The sequence below is a fragment of the Methylosinus sp. KRF6 genome, from assembly GCF_018887255.1.
Taxonomy (GTDB): Bacteria; Pseudomonadota; Alphaproteobacteria; order Rhizobiales; family Beijerinckiaceae; genus Methylosinus; species Methylosinus sporium.
Genome location: NZ_JAHLJF010000001.1, coordinates 119,501 through 145,804, shown reverse-complemented (window position 1 = coordinate 145,804; position 26,304 = coordinate 119,501). Strand labels below are relative to the sequence as shown.

Here is a 26,304-nt window from a genome sequence, read left to right as displayed (position 1 = left end):
GCTTCGGCGCGAAAAAAGGAAAAAAGCGCCTGCGTCGCCCCCACTTACAGAATACCAGCGGCGCGCGGCGCATCGCAAGAGGCGTTCCGCCGCCTCCAGGGCGCCGACTTGCGCCGGGCCGGCCGATCGTATAGCACAAATGCGCTGGACGATGAGCGCGGAGAGCTTCGCCCGATGAGCGAGAAGCCCTTGAACCTTGTGCATTTGTCGACTTTGGTCGCCGTGGCGATCCTGGTCGGAACGGAGCTCGTCGCGACCTCCTGGGCGGCCGGCTGGGCGCTCGGCGGCCTGTTTCAGCTCGATCCGGCCGTGAGCCGCATTTTCGAGATCGTCTTCGCGCTGGCCGGTTTCGTCGGCCTGTATTTCTTCATGCGCACAGCCGTCCGCCACGAGCCTATCCGCTGATTTTTTATCAGCCTTCGGGCCGACGACGAGCGCTTCCCCGCCCAGCGAGGTTCCCCGCATGATCGACGACACCGATCGCCGCTCCTTCCTCAAGGCCGCGGCGGCCACAGGCGCGCTCGGCGCAATGGGCGCGACCGACGCCGTGGCGCAGCGCGCGCCCGGCCGCCTCGACCTCGGCCCGCCGGAGCCCTTTTCGTTCGAGCGGCTGAAAGAGACCGCGCGCCGCCGCATCGCCGAGCCCTTCCGCCCGCCGAGCCAGCCCGATTCGGAGATCACCTCCAAGATCGATTACGAGGCCTGGGGGAAGATCAGCTACGATACCGATTACGCGCTCACCACCGGGGCCGGCCGTTTCCCGGTCGAATTCTTCCATCTCGGCAAATTCTTCAAAAAATCCGTTCGCATCTATGCGCTCGAAGGCGGCCAGGCGCGCGAGGTCCTCTACAATCCCAGATATTTCGACATGCCCGCGGATTCGATCGCCCGCCAGCTGCCGCCGGGCGCGGGCTTCGCCGGCTTTCGCATTCAAGAGCCCAAGGACGGCCCGCTCGACTGGCGCAAGAATGATTGGGTCGCCTTTCTCGGCGCCTCCTATTTCCGCGCCATCGGCGAATTGCGCCAATATGGGCTCTCCGCCCGCGGCGTCGCGCTGGACACTTGGGCGCCCGACCGGCCGGAGGAGTTCCCGGACTTCACCAATGTCTATATCGGCCCGGAGACAGACGACGGACTGCCGCTGCATCTTCTGCTCGAAGGCCCGTCCATCGTCGGCGCCTTTCGCATTCTGGCGAAGCGCGGCAAGGGCGTCGTCATGGACATAGATTGCTCGCTGCATTTGCGCGGCAGTTTCGTTCGCTTCGGCATAGCGCCGCTCACTTCCATGTATTGGTTCTCCGAAACCAAAAAGCCGACCGCGGTCGATTGGCGTCCCGAGGTGCATGATTCCGACGGTCTCGCAATGTGGACGGGCCGCGGCGAGCGCCTGTGGCGTCCGCTCAACAATCCCGACCGCGTGATGGCGTCGGCATTCTCGGACGAAAATCCCAAAGGCTTCGGCCTGCTGCAACGCGACCGCGATTTCGATCATTATCTCGACGGCGTGTTCTATGATCGCCGCCCGAGCGTGTGGATCGAGCCCAAGGGCGATTGGGGCAAGGGAACAATTCAGCTCGTCGAGATTCCGACCGACGACGAGATCCACGACAATATCGTCGCAATGTGGGTTCCGGCGAAGCCCGCCGTTCCCGGCGCGTCGTTCGATTTCTCCTATCGCCTGCATTGGCTCGCCGACGAGCCCGATCCGACGCCGCTCGCGCGCTGCGTCGCGACGCGGCTCGGCAATGGCGGCCAGCCCGGCAAGCCGCGCCCCAGAGGCGTGCGCAAATTCATGGTGGAGTTTTTGGGCGGCCCGCTCGAGCGCCTGCCCTTCGGCGCGAAGCCCGAGCCGGTGCTGTGGTCCTCGCGCGGAAGCTTCTCCTACATCTACACGGAAGCCGTGTTCGACGGCGTGCCGGGACATTGGCGCGCGCAATTCGACCTCACGGTCGAGGGAGCCGATCCGGTCGAGATGCGGCTCTTCCTCGCGCACAAGGGCGAGACGCTCTCGGAGAACTGGCTCTATCAATATCACCCGTTCTGAAGGACGCGGCCTTTTAGGCTAGCGCGCCTCGAGAGCCTCCTCGAGCCGCAGCGGATAGCCGCCCGTGCGCAAAAGGCCCGCCAGCGTCTCTGCGGAGCCCGCCCAGGACAAAATGTCGCAGGCCGGCGCGGCAGGCGGCGCGGCGAGCGTCTCCTTCAGGCGGGCCAGCAGAGCCTCGCTGTCGCCAGGCGCGAAATAGGAGACCCATTCGCCGCCGACCTCCCGAAACACGCGAATGTCGCTCGCTATGGCGCGCGCGCCGAAATGCGCGGCCTCGACCAGCGGCAGGCCGAAACCTTCGGCGATCGAGGGAAACACCAGCGCGCGCGTGCGCTCGTACAGATAGCGAAGATCGGCGTCGCTCGCGTCCTGGAGCCAGAACAGGCGCCGACCGAATTCGGGATGCTCCAAAATGCGCCGCTCGAGCGCGCGCACATTCCAGCCCTTCGAGCCGACGATGACATAGCGGACGTCGGCGCCCTCCTCCCACCAGCGATCGAAGGCGCGAAGCGCGATCGCATGGCCTTTTCGCGGCTCCAACGTGCCGACGCTGAGATAGAGCGGCCGATCGCCCTCCACTGCGGCGATGGCGCGCGGCGACGGCGCAGCGTCGCCGGGCGCCCGAAAATCCGCGCCGAGCGGCCACCAGCCGAGCCGCAAGCCGCGCTTGCAGGGCAAAGACTTCATTCGGGCGTAGACCGCGAAATCGTCGATGACGGCCTTGGAAATGCCGACGATCGCATCGCTCTCGCGGACGAGAAGATCGAACCATTCCACAAAAGCCAGATGCGCCGAATGCGTTACCACCGACGGATAGAGAATTGGAATGAGGTCATACAGGCAGCCGATGGTCTCGCCGCCCGCCCGCGCCACCTTGTCGATCATCTGCGAATATTCCGCGGTGAGATGCCAGCCGGCGTCGAGCAGCAGAAATTTGTCGCCGGCCGCAGGCGTCACCTCGTCGGGAAGATTCGCATGGGCGAAATGGGAATAGAGGCGCCCATTCTCCATGAAGACCGGAATTGCGGCGCCGCTCTCGACCATAGCGCGCGCGATTTCCCGCACGACGCGTTGAATGCCGGTGCGGCCGATGGTGCGATGAGTCGCCGTCATATCGACGAGCAGACGGGCGCGCGTCGCGGGCGCCGGAATATCGCCCGCAAGGGCCGTGCGCCACGCCCTGGCCGCATCGCCGCCGGGCTTTCGCCAGACGCCGTCGTGCAGCCGGCCGAAACCGACGAGGCGTGTCACAGTCCAATAGAATTCACGGGCCCGCGCATAGAGAAATTTCGTGACGTCGTCGACCTCGCTGCGCGCGAGCTCGTCGATCTCCGCCTTCATCTCTCGCAGAAGATAGGCCTCGATTTGGCCATCGCCCGGCGTTCTTTCGACCATATGTCCGCGACCTCGCTGCCGTCGTCGCGACAATAACGGGAGAGCCGAACGAATCCAAACGCGCTTTCGGCGCCGGCGGGGCCCCGGATGCGCAGGGCCTCGAATGCAAAGACGCCGACCGTGATCACTGACGGATCGCGGCCGGCGTGGCGAGAACGAGAGTGTCTCGCTCAACCCCCGTGGGAGATGATGGGGGCGAAGTGGATCAGGGTGACGATCAGCACGATCGCGCCGATGAACCACGCCAGAGACTTGACGATGTCCTTCCCAGAAGTCTGCAGAGCCATTTTCTTCTCCATTAGACGCCGCCGCTCGTTTTTTCGAATTGGCTGCGCGCAGAGGCGTCGAGACGTCGCAGCTTGACCTATCGAATGGCGACATATTGCGTCGCGCGCAAGTTAATTTTTCGAGCAGCGCGATGAAAGCGGCTCACTGCGCCGGCGGCGCCTCGCCGCCGCCCTTCATATCCTCATCGCCAGAGCGATGATCCTCGCCCTGCGCGGCGCCTTCCTGTGGCGTATCTGTGACGCCGCGGCCATGCGCTTTTTCCCAACGCTCCGTCGCCTCGGCGTCATGCGCATGTGCGGCGTCGGGCGCGTCGATGGACGCTTCTATCGGCAGCTCGCCTGCCTTTTCGAACACGAGAGTGACCTCGAACCCCCAGCCGACCGGATTGATCTTCTCGATGCCGGAGAGACGAATGAAAGAGCCTCCCGGCGCGAGAGCGACTTTCGAGCCATTGGGAAAGAAGATCGCATCCGTCGCGACGGCGAAATGAGGCGCGACATGCAGAGCGAAACCGCCGATCTCGGGAGATTTTACCGCGATGAGACGATCGGCGGCGTCGCCGCGATTGTAGACCGCCATGAAGAGATCGGCCTCGCTCTCGCCGTCCCGCGGCGCGCGCAGCCAGGGATGCTCGACCTCGAGCCCGCCCTTTCTATATTCGTGCGCGCTCGCGACGCCGAGCCCGCTCGCCGCCAATGCAGCGCCTCCGGTCAGCAATAGAACGCGCCGTCGATCGATAGACATGCCCGCCTCCTTTTCGGCGAGCCGCAATGTCGCGGCGCGCTCGCAACGACGAAGATGATCCGCCGCGATCAGGCTCGCGGCGGCTTCGTCTTGAAGGAATTCTTGTACCAGAGTCCGAATCCGACCAGTCCCAGCCCCGCAAAAAATGCAGCGATGGTGATGTCGCGGCTCTCTGTCTCGCCGACCGAGAAAGGAAAGCGCGAAACATACTCGTTCGTCCCGTCATCGCTTCGCGCCTTCACCAAGCCGATGAACTTGCCCTTTTTCTTGAAGTCGTATTCGAAATTGAGCGTGCCAGTGCGATATTTCTTCGGCTGCACATAGGTCTCGGTGTTCTGCTCGAGATTCTCGTCGTCGTGCGACTGACCGACGTCGCGCAGAATGCGGATTTCCAAATTCATGTCGCGCAGCTCGTCCTGCACGGCGTCGAGAACGATGATGGTCGGGCCGACATCGGGAATGTCGTCACAAAATTGTTCGCGCGACTTCAGCGGCTGATAGCCGGTGAAATTCATTTGATCGGGTCCGATCTTCATCTTGCATTGGCCTTCGTCGATGCTGACGCCGCCATGCGCCTGCGCCTGCGTCGCCAGACCGATGCTCGCAAAAATCACGGCGGCTGAAATTCGGATGATCATGGATTCCCTCCCGGCTTCGCGCGTCGTTCGCGCGCATGTTTTTTTTTGCGAGCCGCCGCCGCCCGGCGCTCAATCGTTATACGATGGATATATATCGTATAGCGATATAAATGCAAGACCGTTCTGAGTCCCCACGGATGCGCGCCCCGGCGGACGCCTTGACCGCGCGCAGGGCGAAGGCCATCATGCGCTTTCGGCCGGAGGAGGCCGGATGCGGGGAGAGCAAAAACAATGTCGACGACGCTCGAGAGCCGCGCTCAGGAAGCCGACGAAAGCCGTCCCTCCGAGGAAGAGCTTCGCGCGCTCGCGAATTTCCGCTATGCGCTACGGCAATTTCTCGCATTCAGCGAGCAGGCGGCGGCCGACGTCGGCCTCACCATGCAGCGCTATCAGGCTCTGCTCGCCATAAAGACCTTTCGCGCCGGCGCGCATATCAGCGTCGGCGAACTCGCCGAGCAATTGCTGATCCGCGACCACAGCGCCGCGGAGCTGGTGTCGCGTCTCGAGCAGGCCAAGCTCGTCAAACGCAAGAACGACCCTCTCGATCGGCGCCGCTCGCTCCTCGTGCTGACGACGCTCGGCGACCGCCGGCTTTCGCAGCTCGCTTTCGTGCATCTCCGTAAGCTGCGCGCCGATAGAAGCGCCTTTCTGCGTCTCTTCGAGACAGAGCACGCGGGCGACGACGCTGCGCAGGGTATTGCGCCCGACGAGCCGGCGCAACGCCGATGAGACGCGCCGGCCGTCTCGCAATCTCGCTTTCGCTTCTATTCGCATCGCTCTGCGACGCGGCTGCGGCGCAGGAAGCGGCGATGCGCCCCGATTTATTCGTCAAGCGCGGCGCCGTCGTCTGCCAGCGGCGACAAGATTTGATGAAGATCGAGCGCGCGACCAACAGTCTGCGCTATTTCGGCCAGCTCCGCGCGCTCGTCGCCGAGGGACGCTGCCGACGCTCTGTCGAGCGCGAAAAAATCGTCGCGATCGTCGCGATCGAGCAAATCGAGCGGCATTCGATCGCCTCGATCCGAACCGACGAAAAGCCCGACGCCATTCGGTGGATCTCGGCGCGCGGCATTCGGCAGATCGAGCGCCGCTGGCGCCGTCGCTAGAATCGCTCTGTGCTTCATCGAACGCAGAAAGATCCGAGCTCTCGTTTCGACGCGTCTCCAACGCCGAACCGGCCTCCCGCTTCGGCTGGAAGCGCTGGCGAGCGCCTCCCGGAGCCGTCTCGAGACGACGACTCCGAGTGACGAGCGGCCGGGTCAAGGCTGCGACGACGACCAAGGACGCATGAAACTCAGCACGGTCGCGCTCAGCGTGCTGCCGGTGAGCACGACGGTCGCGCCGAGCGCCAGAAGAGCGACGAGATTGAGCACGAGATCATTGGTGTTTCCCGCGACAGCGAGAACGCCGAGCACGATCGCGGCCAGACCGGCGAGCGCCTGAATGCCCGCAGAGCCAGAGGCCATCTCGCTCGCCAGAAACTCGCCGCTGAGGTTCTGCGATTGCGTGGCTTCGCTCTTCGCCTGCGCGTGGCGCAGCGTGTAGAGATGCCACACCGCATTGCTGCTGAGCACGAGCGCAGTGCCGAAAGCGATCGCCGCGATCGGCGTCAGAACGCCGGAGTTGATGCCGAGAAGCGAGAGCACGCCGAGCACAATTCCCGCCGCTCCGACGAGGAAGACAGCCGAGAGGCCGCCGGCGCCGAAATGTTCGAAATTCCCGGATTTCGCGCCCGCGGGGAAGATGATCTGCGCATATTCGGACAGCATGGCGCCGCCTTGAATGAGCAGAGCGACGCCGAACACGATCGTCGCGATTCCGGCCATGAGCGGCGGATTGACTCCGGCGAGCCCACAAACGGCGAGGACTATTGTTGCGATGCCTCCCACCGCATCGACGAGACCGCCATAAACTGCAGCGTTTTCTTGCGCTGTCGCCTCTCGGAAGGTCATGGACATGAGGACTCTCCATTCCTGCAGCCCGGTTGCAACCCCGCGATCCATCTAGTTGCGCTGGCCGAGCCGGCAAGAGCGACGATCGCGCCGTCGCCGAAAGCGTCGCCGATCCGTGCGCCGACATCGATCGAGGCGCAGGAACCAATCCGCTTTGAACGTGTTCAGGGGAGTTGGGGATTTGTTTTGTCGGGCGGATGGCCCCATTGGCGACGGAGGGCGTGATGAAATACAGAACTCTCGAAGAAATAACTAAACTTGCAGGAGTCGAGCCCGTCGAGGCGCGGCGCGAGCAAGCCTCGCTGCGGCGCGCCCGATTGCAGCGGCTCGCGACTTTGATCGAAGCGCATGTCGGACGCATCCGCCTCTTCTCGATGATGGAATACGTGCCCGTGAAGGAGCGGATCAAGCTGCGGCAGGACGAGTCGCCGCTGTACATCGCCTTTCGTGACGCGCAATTTCGTGAGCAGGGCTTGAAAGGCGACCGTCTCGGCGACGCGATCGATTTCTTCCAGCTGTCCATGCGGGAGGCGCATCATATTTTCTGCGATTGCAATTATTCCGGCGCGATCACGCCCGGCGCAGTCGCCGCCCGCGCGCGCTCGATCGCCGAAAAGAAATCGCTCGGCGAGCTATGGCGCAGCTTCACGCAGCGTCTCGGCCTCTGGCGTCTCGGACCGGCGTAACGCCCGGCGCCGCGCCAAAAGTCAGGCCGCCAAAAGTCAGGCCGCCATGACGCGGCGGCCTGCGTTCATCAGGGCGAAAGGCGCGCCGGACAAAAGAATGTCCAGCGCGGCGAGCGATTGATGCCGTCCGTTCACCGAGAGCCGCGGCAGCGCCAGGAGATGATCGCGGTGCACGGGAAAAATCATGCCCGGACGCGTCGTCGCCGCGCTCGCGAAGCCGAGCAGCGCGGCGAGCTCGAACTCTCTTCGTCCCGCCGACGTCGGATCGCCGACCGGATAGCAAAAATGCCGAACCGGACGCTCCAGCTCGGATTCTATGCGCAGCCGACTCTCGGTCATCTCATAGATCGCCGCAGCGCAGTCGACCTTGGCGAGCCGGGCGTGGGTGACGGAATGCGCGCCGATCGTCGCCAGCTCATGACGCGAAAGCGCGCGCAGCTCGCTCCATCCGAGGCACAGGCGCCGCGTCAGCGCCAGAGGCTCGAGCCGCGCCTCGGCGGAGAGCGCGGTGACGACGCGCAGCAGCTCCGCCTCGTCCCCGGCGCGCAATTGCGCATAGATTTCTGCGAAAGCGGCGCGCTTTTCTTCCGCCGTCGCCGCGACGCGCGAGACGCGCTTGCCGCCCGCGACGACGTCGACGCGATCGAGACGGCGGATCGCTTCCTCGAGCTCGACCCACCATAGCCGCGCCGACGCATCGGCGTAGCCGGCGGTGATATAGAGCGTGAAAGGCGCGCCATGGCGTTCCAGCACGGGCAGCGCATGTTCGACGAAATCCCGATAGCCGTCGTCGAAGGTGAGCACGGCGAAGGGCGCCGCCGAAGCGCCGTCACGCAGCCGCGTGAGCGCCGTCTCCAGAGAGACGATCGCAACGCCGCGCTGGCGCAGCCATAAGATCAGCGCGTTCAAGAACTCCGGGGTGATCTCCAGCGGCTGATTGGGCTCGAAAGCCTGCTCGAGCCGCGGCCGAACGCGATGAAACATCAAAATCGCGCCGAGTCCGCGCGTAAACGGCTCGGCCAGCCGATGAGCGCCGCTCGCGCGGAAAAACTCCATCCCCGCCTCGATCGCAAATCGACGCCATTTCGTCACAGCCGCGCCTCCCGCGCTATTTTTATCGTCCCACACCATCTCGAGGTCTCGTTGACCTTTCCTTGCTAGTGTCGCGAAGAAGCGCAAACATCAGCAATGCGGCGGCGGTATGGTTAACGCAAGAGCAGAAAACGTCATGGAGCTTTCGCGGTTCGAGGCGGCGGTCGACGACATCTCGCTCGACGTCTTCTCTTCTTTCAAAGACGCGCGCGACGATTGGGAGACGCTCTTCGCCAATGCGCCGGCGAGCGCCTATCAATCTTTCGGCTTCGCGCGCGATTGGTTTCAGGCCTTCGGGCACGCCCCCGGCCTCGAGCCGATGATCGTCGTCGTACGCAACTCCGCCGGCGCGCGCCCGCTCGCGCTTCTCGCGCTCGGCGTTTCGCGCCACGGGCCGCTGCGGATCGCGCAGTTCCTCGGCGGCAAGGAGAGCAATTTCAATCTCGGTCTCTTCGCCGCCGACGCGCGCCTCGACGCGACCGCGGTCCGCGCCGTGTTGCGTCGCGCCGCCCATTCGGCGGGCGTCGATCTCTATCGCCTCGGCAATCAGCCGCTCGCCTTCGATGGCGTCGCCAATCCGCTCGCTTTGCTCGGCGCGACTCCGAGCCCGAGCTTCGCCTATGGGACGAGCCTGCCCGTGACAGTGAGCGAGCTCGACGCGCGCTTCTCGAGCGATGCGCGCAAGAAGCTGCGCAAGAAGCAGGCGCGGCTCGACAAAATGGGCGCGCTCGTCTTCGAGCATCGCGCGACGGGCGCGCGCGCGGGAGAGATTCTCGAGGCGCTTCTCGCGCAAAAGGCCGAGCGATTGCAGGACCCCTCCTTCGCGAAGGACGCCATGCGCGACTTTGTGCTCGGTCTCTGCGGCGGCGCGCTCGAGGCTCACGCCGTGACGCTGGACGGACGCATCATCGCGACCTATGCCGGCTTCGTCCATCGCGGGCGCTTTTCGGCGATGCTCAATTCCTTCGTGGCGGATGAAGAAATCGCGCGTTCGTCGCCGGGTGATCTGCTGCTGCATTCGCTGCTGCGCGATCTCGTCGCGCGCGGCGTCACGCGCTTCGATCTCGGCGTCGGCGAAGCGCGCTATAAGAACGCCGTCTGCGACGAGACGATCGCGCTGGTCGATGCGCTCATTCCCGTGACGCCGCTCGGCGCGCTCGCCGCGCCGATCCTTTCCGCGCTCACGCGCGCAAAGCGCGCCGTGAAGCAGAATCCGCGCCTCCTCGCTTCGCTCACGCGGCTGCGCCGCCTCGCGCGGTAGGGCTCAGGCGGCGGAAGCGTCGGCGGCGCTCTCCTCCTCGAGCAGGTAAGCGTCGGAGACGCCGGCCTGCGCCAGCTCGTCGATCACCGCCTCCGCAGCGGGCTCGGCGCCGCTCACCAGCACAATGTCGAATGAGGGCGCGAGAAACATCGCGCGCTCATAATCGCGCGTCGCGAAAACGATGAAATCATAAGTCTGCGCCAGCGCCTCGAGCACGGGCTCGACGTCTTGATCATACTCCGCGGCGGAGCGGCCGCCCGGCATGACATGCAGGCGCGACTCCTGATCGCGATGAATCGCCTCGCCGAAGGTCGCGGCTCCGCTGGCGAGATCGGCGAGTCCGAGCGGCCGCGCGCGCTCGAGATCGGGAATGAGCCGATCATAAAGTCGCCCTTGCGCCTGCGCATCTGCCGCCACGATTATGGCGAGGCCGCGCCGCGCGAGAGCGCGCGACAATGTCACGGCGCTGTCGAAGCTGCATTCGGCGTCGGCGCAGCCGACCATCAGAACTTTCACCGAAAGCGTCGCCATGCGCGCCGCGTCGATCTTGCCGACGACACCCGAACGAAACGTCCGCGGCGCTCGATTCTCGAGCTCTGGCGTACGCCGCTCGGGAGCGACGGCGAGACGCGTCTGCGGCTCCTCCTCTTCGGGCTCGTCGAAAACAGGTTCGCGCCGGCGCGCCGCGATGCGAATCTGCGACGGCGCCTCGAGCGCCTCCTCCTCGGGCGGAGCCGGAAGCGGCGCCGGGCCGAGGAGGCGCGCGCGGCCGCTGAGCAGCTCGATCGCGACGATCGAGCCGGCCGACAGAACAAAGGCGGCGATCGTCGCGAAGGCGGTGATCGGAACCTTTTTCGGGAAAGACGGAATCGGCGGCGCCACGGCGCGCTGGATCACACGGGCGTCTGCAGGCGAGGCCTTGGGCCCCTCCCGCGCGAGCGCCTCCTGATATTTGGCCGAATCCGCCTCGAGCTGATCCTTGAGCACGCGCGCGGCGCGCTCGAGCTCGCGCAATTGCACCTCATCCGCGCCCGCCGCGCCGGCGACACGCTTTTGCTCCTCCATCGCGCGGGCCAGATTTTCGACGCGCGCGGAAGCGATATGGGCCTCGTTCTCCAGCGTGCGCGCGGTGCGCTCGGCGGCGCGGCGCCAATCGGCGTCGAGATCGGCGAGCTGCGCCTGCATCTCCTTTATGCGCGGATGGCCGGGCAGCAGCGTGCGCGATTCGAGCGCGAGCTGAGCGCGCAGCGACACGCGCTGCTCGCCGATGCGGCGGATCATCTCGTTATTGGCGACATCGGGAATCTCGCCGACGCGATTTTGCCGCAGCATGTCGCGCACGAGCCTGCCCTTGGCCTCGGCGTCCGCCTGTGCGGTGCGCGAAATGGAGAGCTGATTGGCGAGATCGCCGAGCTGCTGCGTGGCGATCGTCATATTATTCGTGCCGGCGAAGAGGCCCGAACGCGAGCGGAACGCCTCCACCTTGGCCTCGGCTCTGCTCAGTCGCTCGCGCAGATCGGCGACCAGCGGGCTCAGCGATTGCGCGGCGTCGCGCGCATTCTCGCGTTTCGCCTCGCGCTGAATGTCGATATAGAAGGAGGCGATTGCGTTGGCCGCCCGCGCCGCGAGATCGGGATCGCGGGACGAAAATTCGATTTGCAGCACGCGCGTCTTGGTCGGCGAGAGCACGAGCAATTTGTCGAAATATGCGTCCAACATGCGCTCTTCCGGCGCGAGCTTGGACGGATCCCGGCTCAGCCCCAGCATGACGCCGATCTTCGCGCCGAGCCCGTGGCCATTGGCGATCGGATCGAACTCCGTATTGCCCTGGAGATCGAGCGACTTCAGCACGCGGCGCGCGAGATCGCGCGAGGTGAGCATTTGAATCTGGCTCTGCACCGCCTCGGCGTCGGGCGCCGCGGTGGGATCGGCGCGCTCCTTGTCGGCGCGCGTCAGATAGCTCTCCTGATTCTCGAGCAGGACGCGCGCTTCGGCCGTGTAGCGCGGCTTGACGACATTGACGAAGACCAGAGCGCCGAGAAAAGCCGCGAGCGTCACGCCGATCACGATGCGCCGGCGCCGCGACAAGGCGCCGGCGATCTGCCCGAGATCGATCTCGCCATTCGAGATCTCGCCCCGGACGCTTCCCGCGTCGTCGTGAGAGTGGCCGAAACTCATCTGCGAACTCCTTGTAGCGCACAGACCATGTACAGAGATTATGGTTTCCGCGCGGTTAACCACGGCGACACGGCGCCCTCGGCGTGGCGATCCGCGTGACGGACCGTCCAATCAGGCTTTGTTAACCATAGGCCGTTAAAAAATTTCCGCGGAACGTCGTTCTTAAGCTGTTCCTCGAGCCCGAGATTCTAAATGCCGAGATATGGCTTTCTCCTATTCTGGCTGCTGATGTGCGCGACATTGTCGAGCTGCGCCCTGCCCGGCGCCTATGTTCCAGAGCTGCTGGCGTCCTCGACCGAGGAGCCCTACACGCTCGCGGCCGGCGACCGGCTTCGCGTCATCGTGTTCGGCCAGGATGCGATCTCCAACAGTTACACTGTCGACGGCTCCGGCCATATTGCGATGCCGCTCATCGGCATCGTGCCGGCGGCCGGCCTCACGACCCAGGCGCTGCAACATGAAATCGCCGCACGTTTGCGCAACGGATTCATCCGCGACCCCCGCGTCTCGGTGGAAGTCGAGGCGTATCGGCCTTTCTTCGTGCTCGGAGAAGTGATGACCGCCGGACAATTTCCATTCGTCGAGGGTCTCACCGTGCAGAAGGCCATCGCCATAGCCGGCGGCTTCAGCCCGCGCGGCTATCAAGGCGAGGTGGATCTGACGCGCGACTTCGGCGGCGTCTCGGCCACTGGCCGCGTGCCCCTGCTGCAAGCGGTTCGGCCCGGAGACACGATCACGGTTCGCGAGCGGATATTTTAAAGACGGAAGATGCGAGACGAGCGGCAGAGCCTTTCGAGCGACGATAAAGCCCTAGGGCGACTGCGCATCGTGCATGTGATGCGCGCGCCGATCGGCGGGCTCTTTCGTCATGTCGTCGATCTCGCCGGCGCGCAGGCGGCCCGCGGCCATGCGGTGGGGATCATCGCCGATTCCTCCACTGGCGGCGAGCGCGCGGAGGCGACCTTGCGAAGGCTCGAGCCCGCACTCGAGCTCGGCGTCACGCGGCTCTGCATTCGCCGTCTGCCGAGCTGGACCGATCCGATCGTCGCCTTTCGCATCGCCACGGCGCTGAAACGGCTCGCGCCCGATGTCGTGCATGGCCATGGCGCGAAAGGCGGGCTCTATGCGCGCCTGCCCGCTCTGCTGCCGTTTTTTCCGTCGCCGCCGCATCGACATATTCGCGTCTACACGCCGCATGGCGGCAGCCTCCATTTCGATCCGGATGCGCTCGTCAATCGCCTCTATCTCTCGGTCGAGCGCGCGCTCGAGCGGGTGACGAATTTCATCCCCTTCGAAAGCGCCTATGCGCAGAAGCGCTTCGCCGAGGCGATCGGCTTTTCCGGCTCCATGACGCGCGTCGTGCCCAATGGACTGCGTCCGGAGGAATTCGAGCCCATCGCGCCCAGCGACGATGCGGCGGATTTTCTCTATGTCGGCGAGTGGCGCCGCTTCAAAGGCGTCGACACGCTGATCGAAGCGCTGGCGCTCATACGCGACGAGACCGGCGCGGCGCCCCGGCTCGCCCTCGTCGGCTCCGGACCGGACGAAGCGGCGTTGCGCGCGCTCGCCGAAGCGCGCGGCGTCAGCGAGCGGCTCTCCTTCGCGCCGCCCATGCCGGCCCGCGAGGCGCTGCGAACGGGACGCATATTGGTGGTGCCGAGCCGCGCAGAATCGCTTCCCTATATCGTGCTCGAGGCGATCGCCGCGCGCACGCCGCTCATCGCCACCAATGTCGGCGGCATTCCCGAAATCTTCGGCGATCACGCGGATCGTCTCGTTGCGAGCGACGATCCGCGCGCGCTCGCCCGCGCAATGATCGCCGCCGGCCGCACGGATGCGGCGCAGCGACGTCTCGCCGCCGATCAACTCGCTGATCGAGTAGCAGAAAATTTCTCTTTGAGTGCGATGGACGAGGCGGTGCTGCGCGGCTATCGCGACGCGCTGGAGGCCGTAGGACATCGCCGCGCCGCGGAGGCCGTCCTACCGCAGCGAGCCTGATGAGTGGAGTAGCGTCATGTGTGCTTTCGCCCTACGCGACATAAAGGCGGCGCCGCCCGTCAATGACGACAGTCGCGCGGCCTCGAGGCTCGCGGAAATTTCCGCCGACGCCCGGCCGACTCCGGCCTATTCGCCGATCGTCCTCGCCGGCCTCGTCCGCAGTCTCGAATTTCTGCTGATCACCGCGGTCGGCTTCGCCGTGCATCGGCTGCATGTCGCGCCCGGCTATGGCTATGGCGTCGAATATTTCGTCGTCATTCCGGGCATGGCGCTGCTCTCGGTCCTCGCCTGGCAGGCGTTCGACCTCTATACGCCCGCCGCATTTCGCGCGCCGATCGGCCATGGCTCGAAGCTCGCCGCCGGCTGGACCCTGGTCTTTCTCGCCGCTCTGGCCGCGATCTTCTTTTTGAAGCTCGACAACGCCCTGTCGCGCGTGTGGCTGCTCGGCTGGTATGCGGGCGGGCTCGGCGTGCTGGCGGCGGAGCGCTTCGCCGTCTCGGCGATCGTGCGCACGCTGACGCAGCAGGGCAAGCTCGACCGCCGCACCGTCATCGTCGGCGGCGGCCCGATGGCCGAGCCGGTGCTGCGCGATCTCGCCGCCGCGCAGCAGGACAGCGATCTGCGCATTCTCGGAATCTTCGACGATCGCCGCGACGATCGCTCGCCGGACGTCGTCGCCGGCTATCCCAAGCTCGGCACGATCGACGATCTCGTCGAATTCGCGCGCCATACGCGGCTCGATCTCGTCATCTTCACGCTGCCGATCTCGGCGGAGGCGCGGCTGCTGCAAATGCTGCGCAAGCTCTGGGTGCTGCCGATCGACATTCGCCTCGCCGCCCACACCAACAAGCTGCGCTTTCGCCCGCGCTCCTATTCCTACATCGGCAATGTCCCGGTGCTGGACGTCTTCGACAAGCCGATCGCCGATTGGGACGTGCTGGCCAAATCCGCCTTCGACAAAGTCGTCGGCGCGCTCTGCCTCATTCTCTTCGCCCCGGTGATGGCGGCGGTGGCGCTCGCCATCAAGCTCGATTCGCGCGGCCCCGTGCTGTTCCGCCAGACGCGCTACGGCTTCAACAATGAGAAGATCGAGGTCTATAAATTCCGCTCCATGTATGCGGACAAGCTCGACCCGGCCGCGGCTAAGCTCGTTACCAAGGGCGATCCGCGCGTCACCCGCGTCGGCCGCTTCATCCGCAAGACCTCGCTCGACGAATTGCCGCAGCTCTTCAATGTCGTGTTCAAGGGCAATCTGTCGCTGGTCGGCCCCCGCCCGCACGCCATGCACGCGAGAGCCGCCGAGCATCTCTACGACGAGGTCGTCGACGGCTATTTCGCCCGCCATCGCGTCAAGCCCGGCCTCACCGGCTGGGCGCAGATCAATGGCTGGCGCGGCGAGACCGACACGCCGGAGAAGATTCAAAAGCGCGTCGAATGCGACCTCTATTACATAGAGAACTGGTCGATCCTGCTCGACATCTATATTCTCGCGCTCACGCCGATCGCGCTGCTGAAGACCGAGAACGCCTACTGACAAAACCTCGCCGCGGCGCGCGAAGGGATCCACGGCCACGATCACGCGGAACTTCAACATGAGCAGAATTTTCCTTATTCTGCTTTAGTTTACCAAGAGAAGCTGATGCAGCGCTCGAATCTTCTCATCGTCGCTTTCGCCGCGCTCGACGGAGCGGCTGGCGTCGCTCTCTCCGCCGCGGCGGCGCATATTTCGAGCGCCGCCAACCTCGACACGGCGAGCCGCTTCCTGATGATCCACGCCGCAGCGGCGCTCGGTCTCGGCGCGCTGCTCGCGGCGAAGCCGCCGCTGGGGCGCTGGCTGACGGGCGTCGGCTTCGCCCTCCTCGCCGGCGTCGCGCTGTTTTCCGGCGATCTCGTCGCCCGTGCTTTCGCCGGCGATCGGCTGTTCCCCTATGCCGCGCCGATCGGCGGCTCGCTGACGATCGCGAGCTGGCTGGCTCTGGCGATCTGGGCGCTCGCCGCTCTGCGCGCGAAATAGCGGCTGCGCCGCAAGCGGCGGATGAGGCTATCCCGATCTGGACAGGCGCCGGAATCGCCCCCACCATCCGCGAGACTGAAAGCCTTGGCGTGGGGGCGAAGGGCGATGGAACATTGGCGCGCGGAGGCGGCGCTCGGTCGGCGCGTGCTCGTCGTCGAGGACGAGCCGCTGATCGCGTTGGCGCTCGAGGAGATGCTCGCCGAGCATGGCTACCGCGTCGTGGCCTCGGCCCAGACCGTCGCCGTCGCACTACGACACGTCGCCGAGACGCAATTCGACGTCGCTCTGCTCGACCTTCGCATCGGGGCCGAGAGCGTCGAGCCGGTCGCCGATCGGCTCGACGCGATGGGCGCGGCTTTCGTCTTCGCGACCGGCTATGGCCGTTCGGCCCTGCCGCCGGCGCATTCGGCGCGCCCGATCGTCGAAAAGCCGTTCCGCACCGAGGCGCTGATCGCCGCCCTCGCCGCAGCTGCGCGCCACGCCGCCCAAAAAGCCTAAAAGACCAAGACGCCGAGACGAGGCTTGTCTCTCGCGATCACGCTCCATGTAAGGGGGAGTTGCGTCAAAACGGGTGCCGCGTCATGTCTTCGCGTAAAAGCGGCGATCGGGAAGCTCCCCGTCGTCGTCGCCTCGCCGCCCTCGGCGGCCTGATCTTGAGTTTTTTCCTCATGGGGCTCGAGCCTCGTCCCGCTTTCGCCCAGGATTTTTTCCAGCAATTGTTCGGCGGCGGAGGCGGCGGCTATTCGGACTATGGCGGCGGCTCTTATCCGAGCTATCGGCGTCACGCCCACGCTAGGCGCCATGGCTATGCTCCGCAGGAGCGGCGCGTCTATGTCCCGCAAGCGCGACGGGGCGAGCCGCAGCTGCGCGCGCGTCGAGCCGCCCCCGGCGGCGAGCCGCAACGCGCGGTCTACGCCGAAGCGGCGGGCGGCGGGCGCTCTTACTGCGTGCGTGAATGCGACGGTTATTTCTTTCCCGTCGGCCTCTATTCCAGCTCCAGCGACACGGCCAGCCATCAGCGCGCCTGTGGGCGTCTGTGCCCAGGCGCGCGGACGACGCTCTATGTGATGCGCGGCGGCTCCGACAATATAGAGGAGGCCGTGGCGGCGCGCGGCGGCGCCAGCTATTCGCGGCTGATGGCCTCTCTCCAGCGCAAGAGCGAAGGCAAGGGCGAAGGAGAGAAGGACAAGGAATGTTCCTGCCACGCCGGCCAGTCTAGCGAGAGCTCGATCGAGGCCATCTATCTCGATCCGACGCTGCGCCGCGGCGACGCCGTCATGACGGCGCATGGCGTCGAAATTTTCCACGGCGCCAGCCGCTATCCCTATTCGAAGAACGACTTCCGCCCCCTCGCCCGCTCGCCCGATCTCGACGAACCGGTCCGCCGCCGCCTCGCCGCGATGGAGCGCGCCAGCAAGCCCGGCCGGCCGAGCGTCGAACGTCGCGCCGCGCGGCCGCTCGACGAGCGCCGCAGCCAGTCGGGTGGACGCAGATAGGGCGGCAGCTTCTCTCCTTTCAGCAAGATTTCATTTGGAGAGCTACGTGGCGGATGGCGTTCATGTGAACGCGAGCTATGCGCTCGAATTCATCCCGTTCATGCTCGGCGAACTCGGCAGAACCGTCGCGTCGAGCCGACGGGGCCGCTGATTTCGCGACAGCTTTTTCGAGCATGGCGCCTGGTCCAGAACGCGATAATCGACGGGATCGCGCCTCTGGCGACGCGCGTCGCGTCGAAATGGTTCGATGATCCGCAGCCTCAATCCATTGGCGCGGCATCGTCTGACGCGAGATCGCCGGGCGCCGGCGGCGCGCTCGCCGGCCGTCGCCGCGGCGCCCGCGACCAGGGCCGATCCTCGCCGGGGCTGCGGGCGGTTCGCCATTGCGCCGCCTCGCCGGAGAAGCGCAATGTCACAGCGCCCGTCTCCGCCAGCTTGCGGCGATCGAGAAGGATCGGCGCGCCGCAGCCCTCGGGCGCGTAAAAGGGCGCGATGACGATCGCCGCTTTGCCGCAATCCTCGATCAGCGCCTTGCGATCCGTCACCAGCGCGACGGCGCGGCCGTCGATCGCTCTCGCCACGCAGCCGAACTCGTCGCAGGAGACGCCGCCGCGCGCGTCCGCTGGCGCTCTGACGTCGGCGTCGGCGCGCAGCCATTGCTCGCCGACGAAGGAGAGCTTCCCGCGGCCGAGCAGAGCGAGTTCCCCCGAGGGCAGCCGCAGAGCCGCGGCGTCGCCGCTCGGCGCGACGGCGAGATCGAAGCCCTCGCCATTCGCCGCGCCGAACAGGCCGAGCGCGGCGAAGGGAATGGCCATCGCCCGGAACAGCCACGTCCGCCACAGAACGAGCGATAGAACCGCGAGCGACAGGAAAACCATCGCGAAAGGCGCGAAACTCTTGACCGGCAAGCTCGACCCCGGAGCGGCGGCGATGAGCCGCGCTATGGCCGTCACCAGATCGATGCCGAAGCCGACATAGCGCCAGACCGGGCCGTCGAGACCGAAAGGATAGAGAAAGGCGCCGACGAGCGCTCCCGGCACGGCGAAGAATTCGATGATGGCGAGCGTCAGCGGATTGCCGATCAGCACATAGGGGCTCAATTCGTGGAAATCGCCCGCCATGAAGGAAGCCGTCGCCGAAGTGGCGCAGAGCGTCGCGAAAATCGGCGCCGCCGGCCCATGCAGCAATAATTCGCCCGCGCTCTCCCGCCAGCGCACGAAACGGGAGGGCGCGCGGCCGAAGGGCGGCGTCTCGCGCCGGCGCTCGATCATCGCGCCACGCGCCTCATAGACGGCGACGAGCGCCGCCACCGCCGCGAAAGAGAGCTGGAAGCTCGCGCCGAGCAGCGCCTCCGGCTGGAAGGCGACGATGACGCCGACCGCCAGAGCGAGATTGCGCATCGACAATGAGGGGCGGTCGAAGAGGACCGCGACCAGCATGATCGTCGTCATGATGAGCGCGCGCTCCGTGCCGACGCGCGAGCCCGTGCCGATGTCGTAGAGAACAGCGCCGACGATGGCGAGCGCGGCCGCCCATTTCTTGATCGGATAATTCAGCGCCAGCGCGCGCGAGAGCGCCAGCAGCCGCCGAAAGCCGACGAAGAAAATGCCGGCGACCAGAGTCATCTGCACGCCGGAAATGGTGATGATGTGAAAAATGCCGGCGCGGCGGATCAGCTCTTTCGCCTCCTCGCTCAGAAAATCGCGCTTGCCCGTCACCATTGCGGCGGCGATGGCGCCGGTGTCGCCGCCGAGCGCGCGATAGACCCGCGCCGAAAGATCATTGCGCAGCCGATCGACGGCCGCGAAAAATCGCAGCGACAAAGGCGCCGGATCGGGCGGCGGCATGACGTCGATGCGGCCGAGCGCATTGCCGACGCCCCCGAGCCCCGCGAAATAGGCGTCGCGCGAGAAATCATAGCCGCCCGGCAGAGCGGCGTGAGCCGGCGGCAAGACGCGCGCTTTGAGGGCGATGAAATCGCCGGCCGAAAATTTCGTATCGCCGCGCGTCGTCAAGCGAACGCGCAGCGGGACGACGTCGCCCGGCAATCCCTCCGCGCTGGCGAGGCGCAGGATGAAACGCGCGCCATTGGGGCGCGGATCGAGCTCCTCGACGAAGCCGGTGAGAAAGCCGACGCCCGCGCGCGGAACAATGGGGGCGTCGACGCGCGCGGCGCGCCAGACGGAGGCGAAAAATCCGCCGGCGACACAGGCGAGGACGAGAAAGAGAGCGCCCGCGCGATGCGCGCGCGCGAGGAAGGCGAGCGCCGAGAGGATTGCGAGGGCGGCCGCCGAGACAGCGAAGGAGGGCTCGCGATCGGCCGCGAAATAGAGGAGCGCGCCGGCGCCGGCGGCGACCGGCAGCCAGAGAAACGGCCGCCGCAGCGAAATTTCTTCGTCCAGCGCCGCGCGGGCGGCGGCCGAAAGCGACGCGACGACGATCGCGAAGGCGGGGCGGAAGGCGCCTCTCGCCCGATCGGCCGCGCCGGCGACGGCTTTCGCGCTCCAACTCAAGAAAAGCCTCGGACTATCGCTGCTAGAATGAAGTCGAGCTCATGCTATATCCGAAACTGGCGCCGGCGCGAGCGCCGCGACGTCGAAAACGCGCCGCCGGATCGGTCACGAGGCGGCCCGCGCCGAGGCGAGCGCGCCCCGCCCCCCGCAGTTCCCCCCTGGCCCGCAGCGTGCTAGACGGGCCTCCACTCGAAATTCTCAGGAATCACCAGCCGCGCTCATGTCTCAAGTCGTCACGCGCTTCGCCCCCTCTCCCACCGGCTTCCTCCATATCGGCGGCGCGCGCACGGCGCTGTTCAATTGGCTCTACGCCAAGCGTCACGGCGGGCGCTTTCTACTGCGCATAGAAGACACAGATCGCGAGCGCTCCACCCAGGGCGCCATAGACGCCATTCTCGATGGAATGCGCTGGCTCGGCCTCGATTGGGACGGGGACGTCACCTACCAATTCGCGCGCGCGCCGCGCCATCGCGAGATCGCCGAGGAGCTGCTCGCCAAAGGCAAGGCCTATCGCTGCTACGCCAGCGCGCAGGAACTGGAGGAGATGCGCGAGACCGCGCGCGCCGAGGGCCGCCCGCCGCGCTATGACGGGCGCTGGCGTGATCGCGACGCCAGCGAGGCGCCGGCGGGCGTCGCGCCGGTCATTCGGCTGAAGACTCCGCAAGAGGGCGAGACCGCGATCGAGGACGCCGTGCAAGGCCGCGTCGTCTTCCCGAACAAGGATATCGACGATTTCGTGCTGCTGCGCTCGGATGGCGCGCCGACCTATATGCTCGCCGTCGTCGTCGACGATCACGATATGGGCGTCACGCAGATCATCCGCGGCGACGATCACCTCACCAACGCCGCGCGGCAAAAGCACATTTACGACGCGCTGGGATGGGAGGCGCCGAGGCTCGCCCATATTCCGCTCATTCACGGGCCGGACGGGGCGAAGCTGTCGAAGCGCCATGGCGCGCTCGGCGTGGACGCCTATCGGGCGATGGGCTATCTGCCGGCGGCGCTGCGCAATTATCTCTTGCGTCTCGGCTGGAGCCAGGGCGACCGCGAATTCTTCTCGACGCAGGAGATGATCGAGGCTTTCGATCTCGAGAGCATTCATCGCTCGCCGGCGCGCTTCGATTTCGTGAAGCTCGAGAATATGAACGGCCATTATCTGCGCAGCAGCGAGGATGCGGAGCTGCTCGCGGAGCTGATCGCGACCCTGCCCTATCTCGAGGGCGGCGCGGCGCTCGCCGCCAGGCTGGACGAGACGCGCAAGGCGCAGCTCGCCGCGGCCATGCCCGGCCTCAAGGCGCGCGCCAAGACGCTCAACGAGCTGATCGACGGCGCGGCGTTTCTCTTCGCCGAGCGGCCGCTGACGCTCGACGCCAAGGCCGCCGCGCTGCTGTCGCCGGCGGCGCGGGCGCATCTTTCCGTGCTGACGGAAAAGCTCGCCACGCTCGAAGAATGGAGCGCCGCTGCGACCGAGAATATCGTGCGCGAGACGGCGGCTGCGCAGGGCGTGAAGCTCGGCGATCTCGCGCAGCCTTTGCGCGCCGCGCTCACCGGACGCACCACCTCGCCCGGCATTTTCGACGTGCTGGCGATCCTCGGCGAGGAGGAGAGCCTCGCCCGCCTGCGCGATCAGGCGGCGCAACGCGCTTGAACCGCGTGCGGGGGATGCTATAGTTTGTGCAACGCACAAGACGCCTCCGCACGACCCTATGCGCCGCGCCGCGGCGTCTCGCCCGCCACGCGCCCGGTCCTCGCGGCGCAGCGACCGACGCAATTCCGCCGGCTATAGCAGGAGGGTTTTGAATTTAAAGCGTTTGACATTCGTTCGACGGGACCCGGCGGTCGCGCGGGCGCAAAGCGCGCCGCAGATTCGAACGAAGCTCGCTCGTCGGTCCGATCCGCGGGGAAGCGCGGCCCGGGCATGGCGTAGAATATGCTGCGGCGTTTCGCCGAAAGCCGCAAATTACACGGATAACGCGAGAAGGTGGGGCCATGACGAAAAAAGAAGCGTCCTTTCACACCGGCGAAAAAACCGTGAGCCTTCCGATCATGGAAGGAACGATCGGCCCCAGCGTCGCCGATATTCGCAAGCTCTACGGCGATACGGGCATGTTCACCTATGACCCGGGCTTCACCTCCACGGCGAGCTGCGAGTCGAAGATCACCTATATCGACGGCGACGAGGGCGTGCTGCTCTATCGCGGCTATCCGATCGACCAACTCGCCGAGCACGGCGATTTTCTCGAGACCTGCTATCTGCTGCTCTACGGCGAATTGCCGACGGCGACGCAAAAGGCCGATTTCGACTATCGCATCACGCGCCACACCATGGTGCATGAGCAGATGGCGCGCTTCTTCCAGGGCTTCCGCCGCGACGCGCATCCGATGGCGGTGATGGTCGCGTCGGTCGGCGCGCTCTCGGCCTTCTATCACGACTCGACGAATATCGCCGATCCGGTCGAGCGCATGGTCGCCTCGACGCGCATGATCGCCAAGATCCCGACACTGGCGGCCATGGCCTACAAATATTCTATCGGCCAGCCCTTCGTCTATCCGAAGAACGATCTCGACTACACGTCGAACTTCCTGCGCATGTGCTTCGCCGTTCCTTGCGAGGAATATAAGGTCAATCCGGTGATGTCGCGAGCGCTCGACCGCTTCTTCATGCTGCACGCCGATCACGAGCAGAACGCCTCCACCTCCACCGTGCGTCTCGCCGGCTCCTCGGGCGCCAATCCCTTCGCCTGCGTCGCGGCGGGCATCGCCTCGCTGTGGGGCCCGGCGCATGGCGGCGCCAATGAGGCGGTGCTGAAAATGCTCGCCGAGATCGGCACGCCGGACCGCATTCCGATCTATATCGCCAAGGCGAAGGACAAGAACGATCCGTTCCGCCTGATGGGCTTCGGCCATCGCGTCTACAAGAACTACGATCCGCGCGCGAAGATCATGCAGCGCACGACGCGCGAGGTGCTGGCCGAGCTCGGCGTGAAGGACGATCTCCTCGACGTCGCCATAGAGCTGGAGCGCATCGCTCTGCACGACGAATATTTCATCGAGAAGAAGCTCTATCCCAACATCGACTTTTATTCCGGCATCACGCTGAAGGCGATGGGCCTGCCGACGACCATGTTCACCGTGCTGTTCGCGGTGGCGCGCACGGTCGGCTGGATCGCGCAATGGAAGGAGATGATCGAAGATCCGGGCTCCAAGATCGGCCGTCCGCGCCAGCTCTACACGGGCGAGAAGCAGCGCGACTATCTGCCCATGTCCAAGCGCTGATCTTTGGCGCTGACGTCCGAGCGCCGATCCTTTTCTCCGCGGCCTTCGCGTCGAAGATGCGAAGGCCGAAAGACCCTGTGCGCGAGCGCACAGATTTCCGGCTCCGCTCCCGCCATTGTCTCCTCACCAAACGGGGAGGCGAAAATGATCGAGACGGGGTCCTATGAATTGCTCTCTTTCGAGGAGGCGCGCCAGAAGCTGCGCTTCGATCGCGAGATAAGCCTCGGTCTCTTCGACCTCTCCTCTTTCCGCATCGCCTATTGTCCCGGCGACTTCGTCTATGTCGGCGACATAGAGCTCTATCAGTGGATGTGGTGCGACAAGATCGCGGGCCTCGTCGTCGATGGCGACATGACGATCGAAGGCGATCTCATGGACAATTCCTTCGACGGCGCCGCGGCCTTCGTGCTGGCGCGCGGCAATCTCAGAGCGCGCACCGTCACGCTCGGCGGCGCTGAGGTGGTCGTGCGCGGCGACCTGCGCGCGGAAGGCCCCGTCTTCAATAGCTCGACCGCGGGCCGCTGCGAGATCGGCGGCTCGCTCCACGCCAGCCATCTCGTCACCGACGATCATGCGACCGTCGTCGCCGGCCGCGCGCCGGCGCGCTCCTTCGCGCTCGGCTATGTCGATCCGACGATGAGCGAGAAGCTGCGCCCGGCGAAGTCATATCTCGATCTGTTGACGCCGGAGGCGGCGGAGGAATTCGACGCGCAGTTCCGCGGCGCCGGCCCGGAAATCGTCATGCGCATCGTCGCGGCGATACGCGCCGGCCGTTCGGTGCTGCGCGTCTGACGGTCCAAATCGCGAAATATCGAGAGCGAGCCCGAAGGCTCGCTCCCCCCCGCCTCTCTTCCGCGAATCGAGCCGGCGCGACTCGAAAAAGACATGTTCCTCGCCGCCAATGGCGCCGTTCGCCTCACGATTCGAACAGTCGCTCTTTTTCACCCTGCGCGCGTTATTTCATCGCGTTTCAATCATCGATTTCAGCCCCAGCGAATCGCGAACGGCGCCGCGCGCGCGATTCGCGACGATCGGACCATTCGTCATGAGCCAAACGCCTCCGCCCCGCGAGCGGGCAAATCCCCTGCACCCCGCGGCGGCGCCTGTGAACTCCATTGTCGCCGCCGCGACGACGGCGCATGATTTGGACGCGCGACGCAAATTCGTATTAGAAACCGAACGCGATCGGACGATCGCGCAGCGGCCGACGAGACGATTCGGGAGACGACGATGGGGGCTGTGAACGATTTGGCGCGGAACGAGGCGAGCCGCCCCGATGCGCGACGTTCATGGGACGAGGTCGAGGCGCTCTATCGCGAAGAATGCGCGGCCATGCTGCGCGACGCGCGCCGTCATTACGAGCAGCGCGCAGCGCGCGAACAGACGACAATCGAAAATGTGCTCGCCGCTTTTGCGCGCGATTTCGACGCCTGGCTCGATCGCGAGCGGCGCGGGATCTCCTCGCCCAAGCCGAACCTCTCCACATTGTTCGAAATCTGGCTGGAGCGCGGCGCGCGGCGGCTGGAGCCGCCGAGCGCGAGCCCAGAAGCCGACGCGCGATCGCAGGAGCTGGAGCAGCGCCTCGACGAAGGCGCACGACATATTCAGCAATTGGAGGAGCGGCTCGCCGAGGCTCAGCGCCGCGCCGCGCAAAGGGCGGCGGAGACGGCCGCCGCCATCGCCGCCGCGCCCGCGGCGCCGCGCCGCCTCGGCCGCGACCTTCTCGCCATGGCGCTCGGCCTTTTCGTCGCGCTCCTCGGCGCGGCGCAATGGGCGCGGCAATCGGCGGCGACGCCGCCCGCACTGCGCGCGGCGCTCACAGGTTTCGACGCCTCCCTGAGCGAGCTGGAAGCGCGCGGCCGCGCGGCGCTCGGCGGTCTCGCAGCCGATCGGGCGCGCGAGGAGGCGCTGACGGCGCTGCTCCGCGAGGACAGGGCCTATGTGATCGCGCGCGCGGTCGCCGCCGACCCGCAGCTCGCCCGCGAAAGGATCGACGCGCTGGAGCCGAGCAGCCCGGCGCCCGTGGCGCAAGCGCCGTCCGAGCTTGCGCCGAAGGAACCGGCCGCCGCTTTGCCCCGAACCCCGCCCGCGGAGCCTGCCACGCCGGACGTCGCGGCTCTCGCGCCGGAGGAGGAGCCCGAGCGGCTGCCTCCCGCCGTCATCGGTCTGCAAAAGCCTGCGACATTTCGTGGTTTCGAAAATCGCGACATCGTCGGGCCGACGTTCGTCACGCTGCGCAAGCTCGATCAGCCCGCCTGCGTCGCCGCTTGTCGGAGCCGCGACAATTGCCAGGCCTATTCCTTCGACCGTTGGAATCGCATTTGCCGCTTGAAGGCGACGGCGGGCGCTTTTGCGCTCAATCCGCGCATGACCAGCGGATTGCGCGATGATTTGCGCATCCCGCGCGCTCCCGCCGGCGCGCTCTCCATGGAGCGCTATCCCTCCAAGGCGTTTCCGGGCGCGGGCTATAAGACGACGTCGCTCGAAGGGCCCGACGCCTGCGAGACCGCCTGCCGCGCCGAGGATGCCTGCATCGCCTTCACTTTCCGTCTCGACGAGAGCGCCTGTCATTTGTTCGAGAAGACCGGAGAATATTTCTCCAACGAGCTGGCCGACAGCGGAGGCAAGCGCCAGGATTGACGGGATCGGCGATCGAAACGACGCAATCCTCTCGCCCATCATCTTTTTTTCACGCGGCCTCTCCCACATATGGGGGATGCGCGGAGGGC

General features: G+C 65.9%; 23 protein-coding genes. 16 read left to right on the top strand and 7 right to left on the bottom strand.

The features are described 5' to 3' along the window. The first annotated feature begins 174 nt into the window (after positions 1 to 174). Complete coding sequence (locus KP010_RS00695) at positions 175 to 405, top strand: hypothetical protein (protein ID WP_108917944.1); 231 nt, start codon at positions 175 to 177, stop codon at positions 403 to 405. 58 nt (positions 406 to 463) lie between these two features. Next, positions 464 to 2,044 carry a glucan biosynthesis protein gene (locus KP010_RS00690; protein WP_142862024.1) on the top strand — a complete coding sequence of 527 codons (1,581 nt, stop codon included), beginning with the start codon at positions 464 to 466 and terminating at the stop codon, positions 2,042 to 2,044. A gap of 18 nt (positions 2,045 to 2,062) precedes the next feature. Here the strand turns inward: KP010_RS00690 and KP010_RS00685 are convergent, their stop codons facing one another. The 3 genes from KP010_RS00685 to KP010_RS00675 form a co-directional block, all read right to left on the bottom strand. Then, complete coding sequence (locus KP010_RS00685) at positions 2,063 to 3,439, bottom strand: glycosyltransferase family 1 protein (protein ID WP_142862025.1); 1,377 nt, start codon at positions 3,437 to 3,439, stop codon at positions 2,063 to 2,065. Between the two features lie 429 nt (positions 3,440 to 3,868). Next, positions 3,869 to 4,471, bottom strand: coding sequence for a copper chaperone PCu(A)C (locus tag KP010_RS00680; RefSeq protein ID WP_142862026.1), 603 nt, complete (start codon positions 4,469 to 4,471; stop codon positions 3,869 to 3,871). Between the two features lie 68 nt (positions 4,472 to 4,539). Beyond that, the gene (locus tag KP010_RS00675) at positions 4,540 to 5,109 is read right to left on the bottom strand and encodes a hypothetical protein (RefSeq protein WP_216280280.1); all 570 of its coding nucleotides are present in this window, start codon (positions 5,107 to 5,109) and stop codon (positions 4,540 to 4,542) included. Between the two features lie 231 nt (positions 5,110 to 5,340). Between KP010_RS00675 and KP010_RS00670 the strand changes: the two genes are divergently transcribed. Continuing rightward, positions 5,341 to 5,838 carry a MarR family winged helix-turn-helix transcriptional regulator gene (locus tag KP010_RS00670; protein ID WP_253203516.1) on the top strand — a complete coding sequence of 166 codons (498 nt, stop codon included), beginning with the start codon at positions 5,341 to 5,343 and terminating at the stop codon, positions 5,836 to 5,838. A gap of 80 nt (positions 5,839 to 5,918) precedes the next feature. Further along, positions 5,919 to 6,215: a hypothetical protein gene (locus KP010_RS00665; protein WP_142862027.1), complete on the top strand. Its 297-nt coding sequence runs from the start codon at positions 5,919 to 5,921 to the stop codon at positions 6,213 to 6,215. Between the two features lie 153 nt (positions 6,216 to 6,368). Here the strand turns inward: KP010_RS00665 and KP010_RS00660 are convergent, their stop codons facing one another. Next, the gene (locus tag KP010_RS00660) at positions 6,369 to 7,067 is read right to left on the bottom strand and encodes a hypothetical protein (RefSeq protein WP_142862028.1); all 699 of its coding nucleotides are present in this window, start codon (positions 7,065 to 7,067) and stop codon (positions 6,369 to 6,371) included. Between the two features lie 218 nt (positions 7,068 to 7,285). On the opposite strand from KP010_RS00660, the gene KP010_RS00655 reads away from it, so the two are divergent. Then, entirely contained in the window at positions 7,286 to 7,747 is a 462-nt protein-coding gene (locus KP010_RS00655; protein ID WP_246659746.1) for a hypothetical protein, read from the top strand. 36 nt (positions 7,748 to 7,783) lie between these two features. Here the strand turns inward: KP010_RS00655 and KP010_RS00650 are convergent, their stop codons facing one another. Beyond that, complete coding sequence (locus KP010_RS00650) at positions 7,784 to 8,878, bottom strand: polysaccharide deacetylase family protein (protein WP_185966427.1); 1,095 nt, start codon at positions 8,876 to 8,878, stop codon at positions 7,784 to 7,786. 97 nt (positions 8,879 to 8,975) lie between these two features. Here KP010_RS00650 and KP010_RS00645 point away from each other — a divergent pair, with 97 nt between their 5' ends. Further along, the gene (locus KP010_RS00645) at positions 8,976 to 10,100 is read left to right on the top strand and encodes a GNAT family N-acetyltransferase (protein ID WP_142862030.1); all 1,125 of its coding nucleotides are present in this window, start codon (positions 8,976 to 8,978) and stop codon (positions 10,098 to 10,100) included. A gap of 3 nt (positions 10,101 to 10,103) precedes the next feature. On the opposite strand, the gene KP010_RS00640 is transcribed toward KP010_RS00645, so the two are convergent. Further along, entirely contained in the window at positions 10,104 to 12,278 is a 2,175-nt protein-coding gene (locus tag KP010_RS00640; protein WP_216280279.1) for an exopolysaccharide transport family protein, read from the bottom strand. A gap of 192 nt (positions 12,279 to 12,470) precedes the next feature. Here KP010_RS00640 and KP010_RS00635 point away from each other — a divergent pair, with 192 nt between their 5' ends. The 6 genes from KP010_RS00635 (at position 12,471) to KP010_RS00610 (ending at position 17,786) form a co-directional block, all read left to right on the top strand. Further along, entirely contained in the window at positions 12,471 to 13,037 is a 567-nt protein-coding gene (locus KP010_RS00635; protein WP_142862032.1) for a polysaccharide biosynthesis/export family protein, read from the top strand. A 9-nt stretch (positions 13,038 to 13,046) separates the two neighbouring features. Further along, positions 13,047 to 14,276, top strand: coding sequence for a glycosyltransferase family 4 protein (locus KP010_RS00630; RefSeq protein ID WP_216280278.1), 1,230 nt, complete (start codon positions 13,047 to 13,049; stop codon positions 14,274 to 14,276). Between the two features lie 16 nt (positions 14,277 to 14,292). Beyond that, positions 14,293 to 15,810, top strand: a complete 1,518-nt coding sequence (locus KP010_RS00625) for an undecaprenyl-phosphate glucose phosphotransferase (RefSeq protein WP_142862034.1) — start codon at positions 14,293 to 14,295, stop codon at positions 15,808 to 15,810. Positions 15,811 to 15,915: 105 nt separating this feature from the next. Continuing rightward, positions 15,916 to 16,290: a DUF423 domain-containing protein gene (locus KP010_RS00620; RefSeq protein WP_142862035.1), complete on the top strand. Its 375-nt coding sequence runs from the start codon at positions 15,916 to 15,918 to the stop codon at positions 16,288 to 16,290. Positions 16,291 to 16,395: 105 nt separating this feature from the next. Then, on the top strand, positions 16,396 to 16,788 hold the full coding sequence (locus tag KP010_RS00615) for a response regulator (protein WP_142862036.1): 393 nt from the start codon (positions 16,396 to 16,398) through the stop codon (positions 16,786 to 16,788). A 155-nt stretch (positions 16,789 to 16,943) separates the two neighbouring features. Next, on the top strand, positions 16,944 to 17,786 hold the full coding sequence (locus KP010_RS00610) for a DUF2865 domain-containing protein (protein WP_185966428.1): 843 nt from the start codon (positions 16,944 to 16,946) through the stop codon (positions 17,784 to 17,786). A gap of 260 nt (positions 17,787 to 18,046) precedes the next feature. Here the strand turns inward: KP010_RS00610 and KP010_RS00605 are convergent, their stop codons facing one another. Continuing rightward, positions 18,047 to 20,299, bottom strand: a complete 2,253-nt coding sequence (locus KP010_RS00605; RefSeq protein WP_142862038.1) for a ComEC/Rec2 family competence protein — start codon at positions 20,297 to 20,299, stop codon at positions 18,047 to 18,049. 220 nt (positions 20,300 to 20,519) lie between these two features. Between KP010_RS00605 and gltX the strand changes: the two genes are divergently transcribed. The 4 genes from gltX to KP010_RS00585 all read left to right on the top strand — a co-directional run bounded on the left by gltX (position 20,520) and on the right by KP010_RS00585 (position 26,215). Next, positions 20,520 to 21,947 (top strand): glutamate--tRNA ligase, encoded by a 1,428-nt coding sequence (gene gltX, locus KP010_RS00600; RefSeq protein WP_142862039.1) that lies wholly within the window; start codon positions 20,520 to 20,522, stop codon positions 21,945 to 21,947. A gap of 341 nt (positions 21,948 to 22,288) precedes the next feature. Next, positions 22,289 to 23,575: a citrate synthase gene (gene gltA, locus KP010_RS00595; protein WP_108917962.1), complete on the top strand. Its 1,287-nt coding sequence runs from the start codon at positions 22,289 to 22,291 to the stop codon at positions 23,573 to 23,575. A gap of 144 nt (positions 23,576 to 23,719) precedes the next feature. Then, entirely contained in the window at positions 23,720 to 24,367 is a 648-nt protein-coding gene (locus tag KP010_RS00590; RefSeq protein WP_142862040.1) for a hypothetical protein, read from the top strand. A 438-nt stretch (positions 24,368 to 24,805) separates the two neighbouring features. Then, entirely contained in the window at positions 24,806 to 26,215 is a 1,410-nt protein-coding gene (locus tag KP010_RS00585) for a PAN domain-containing protein (RefSeq protein ID WP_142862041.1), read from the top strand. Positions 26,216 to 26,304 lie beyond the last annotated feature (89 nt).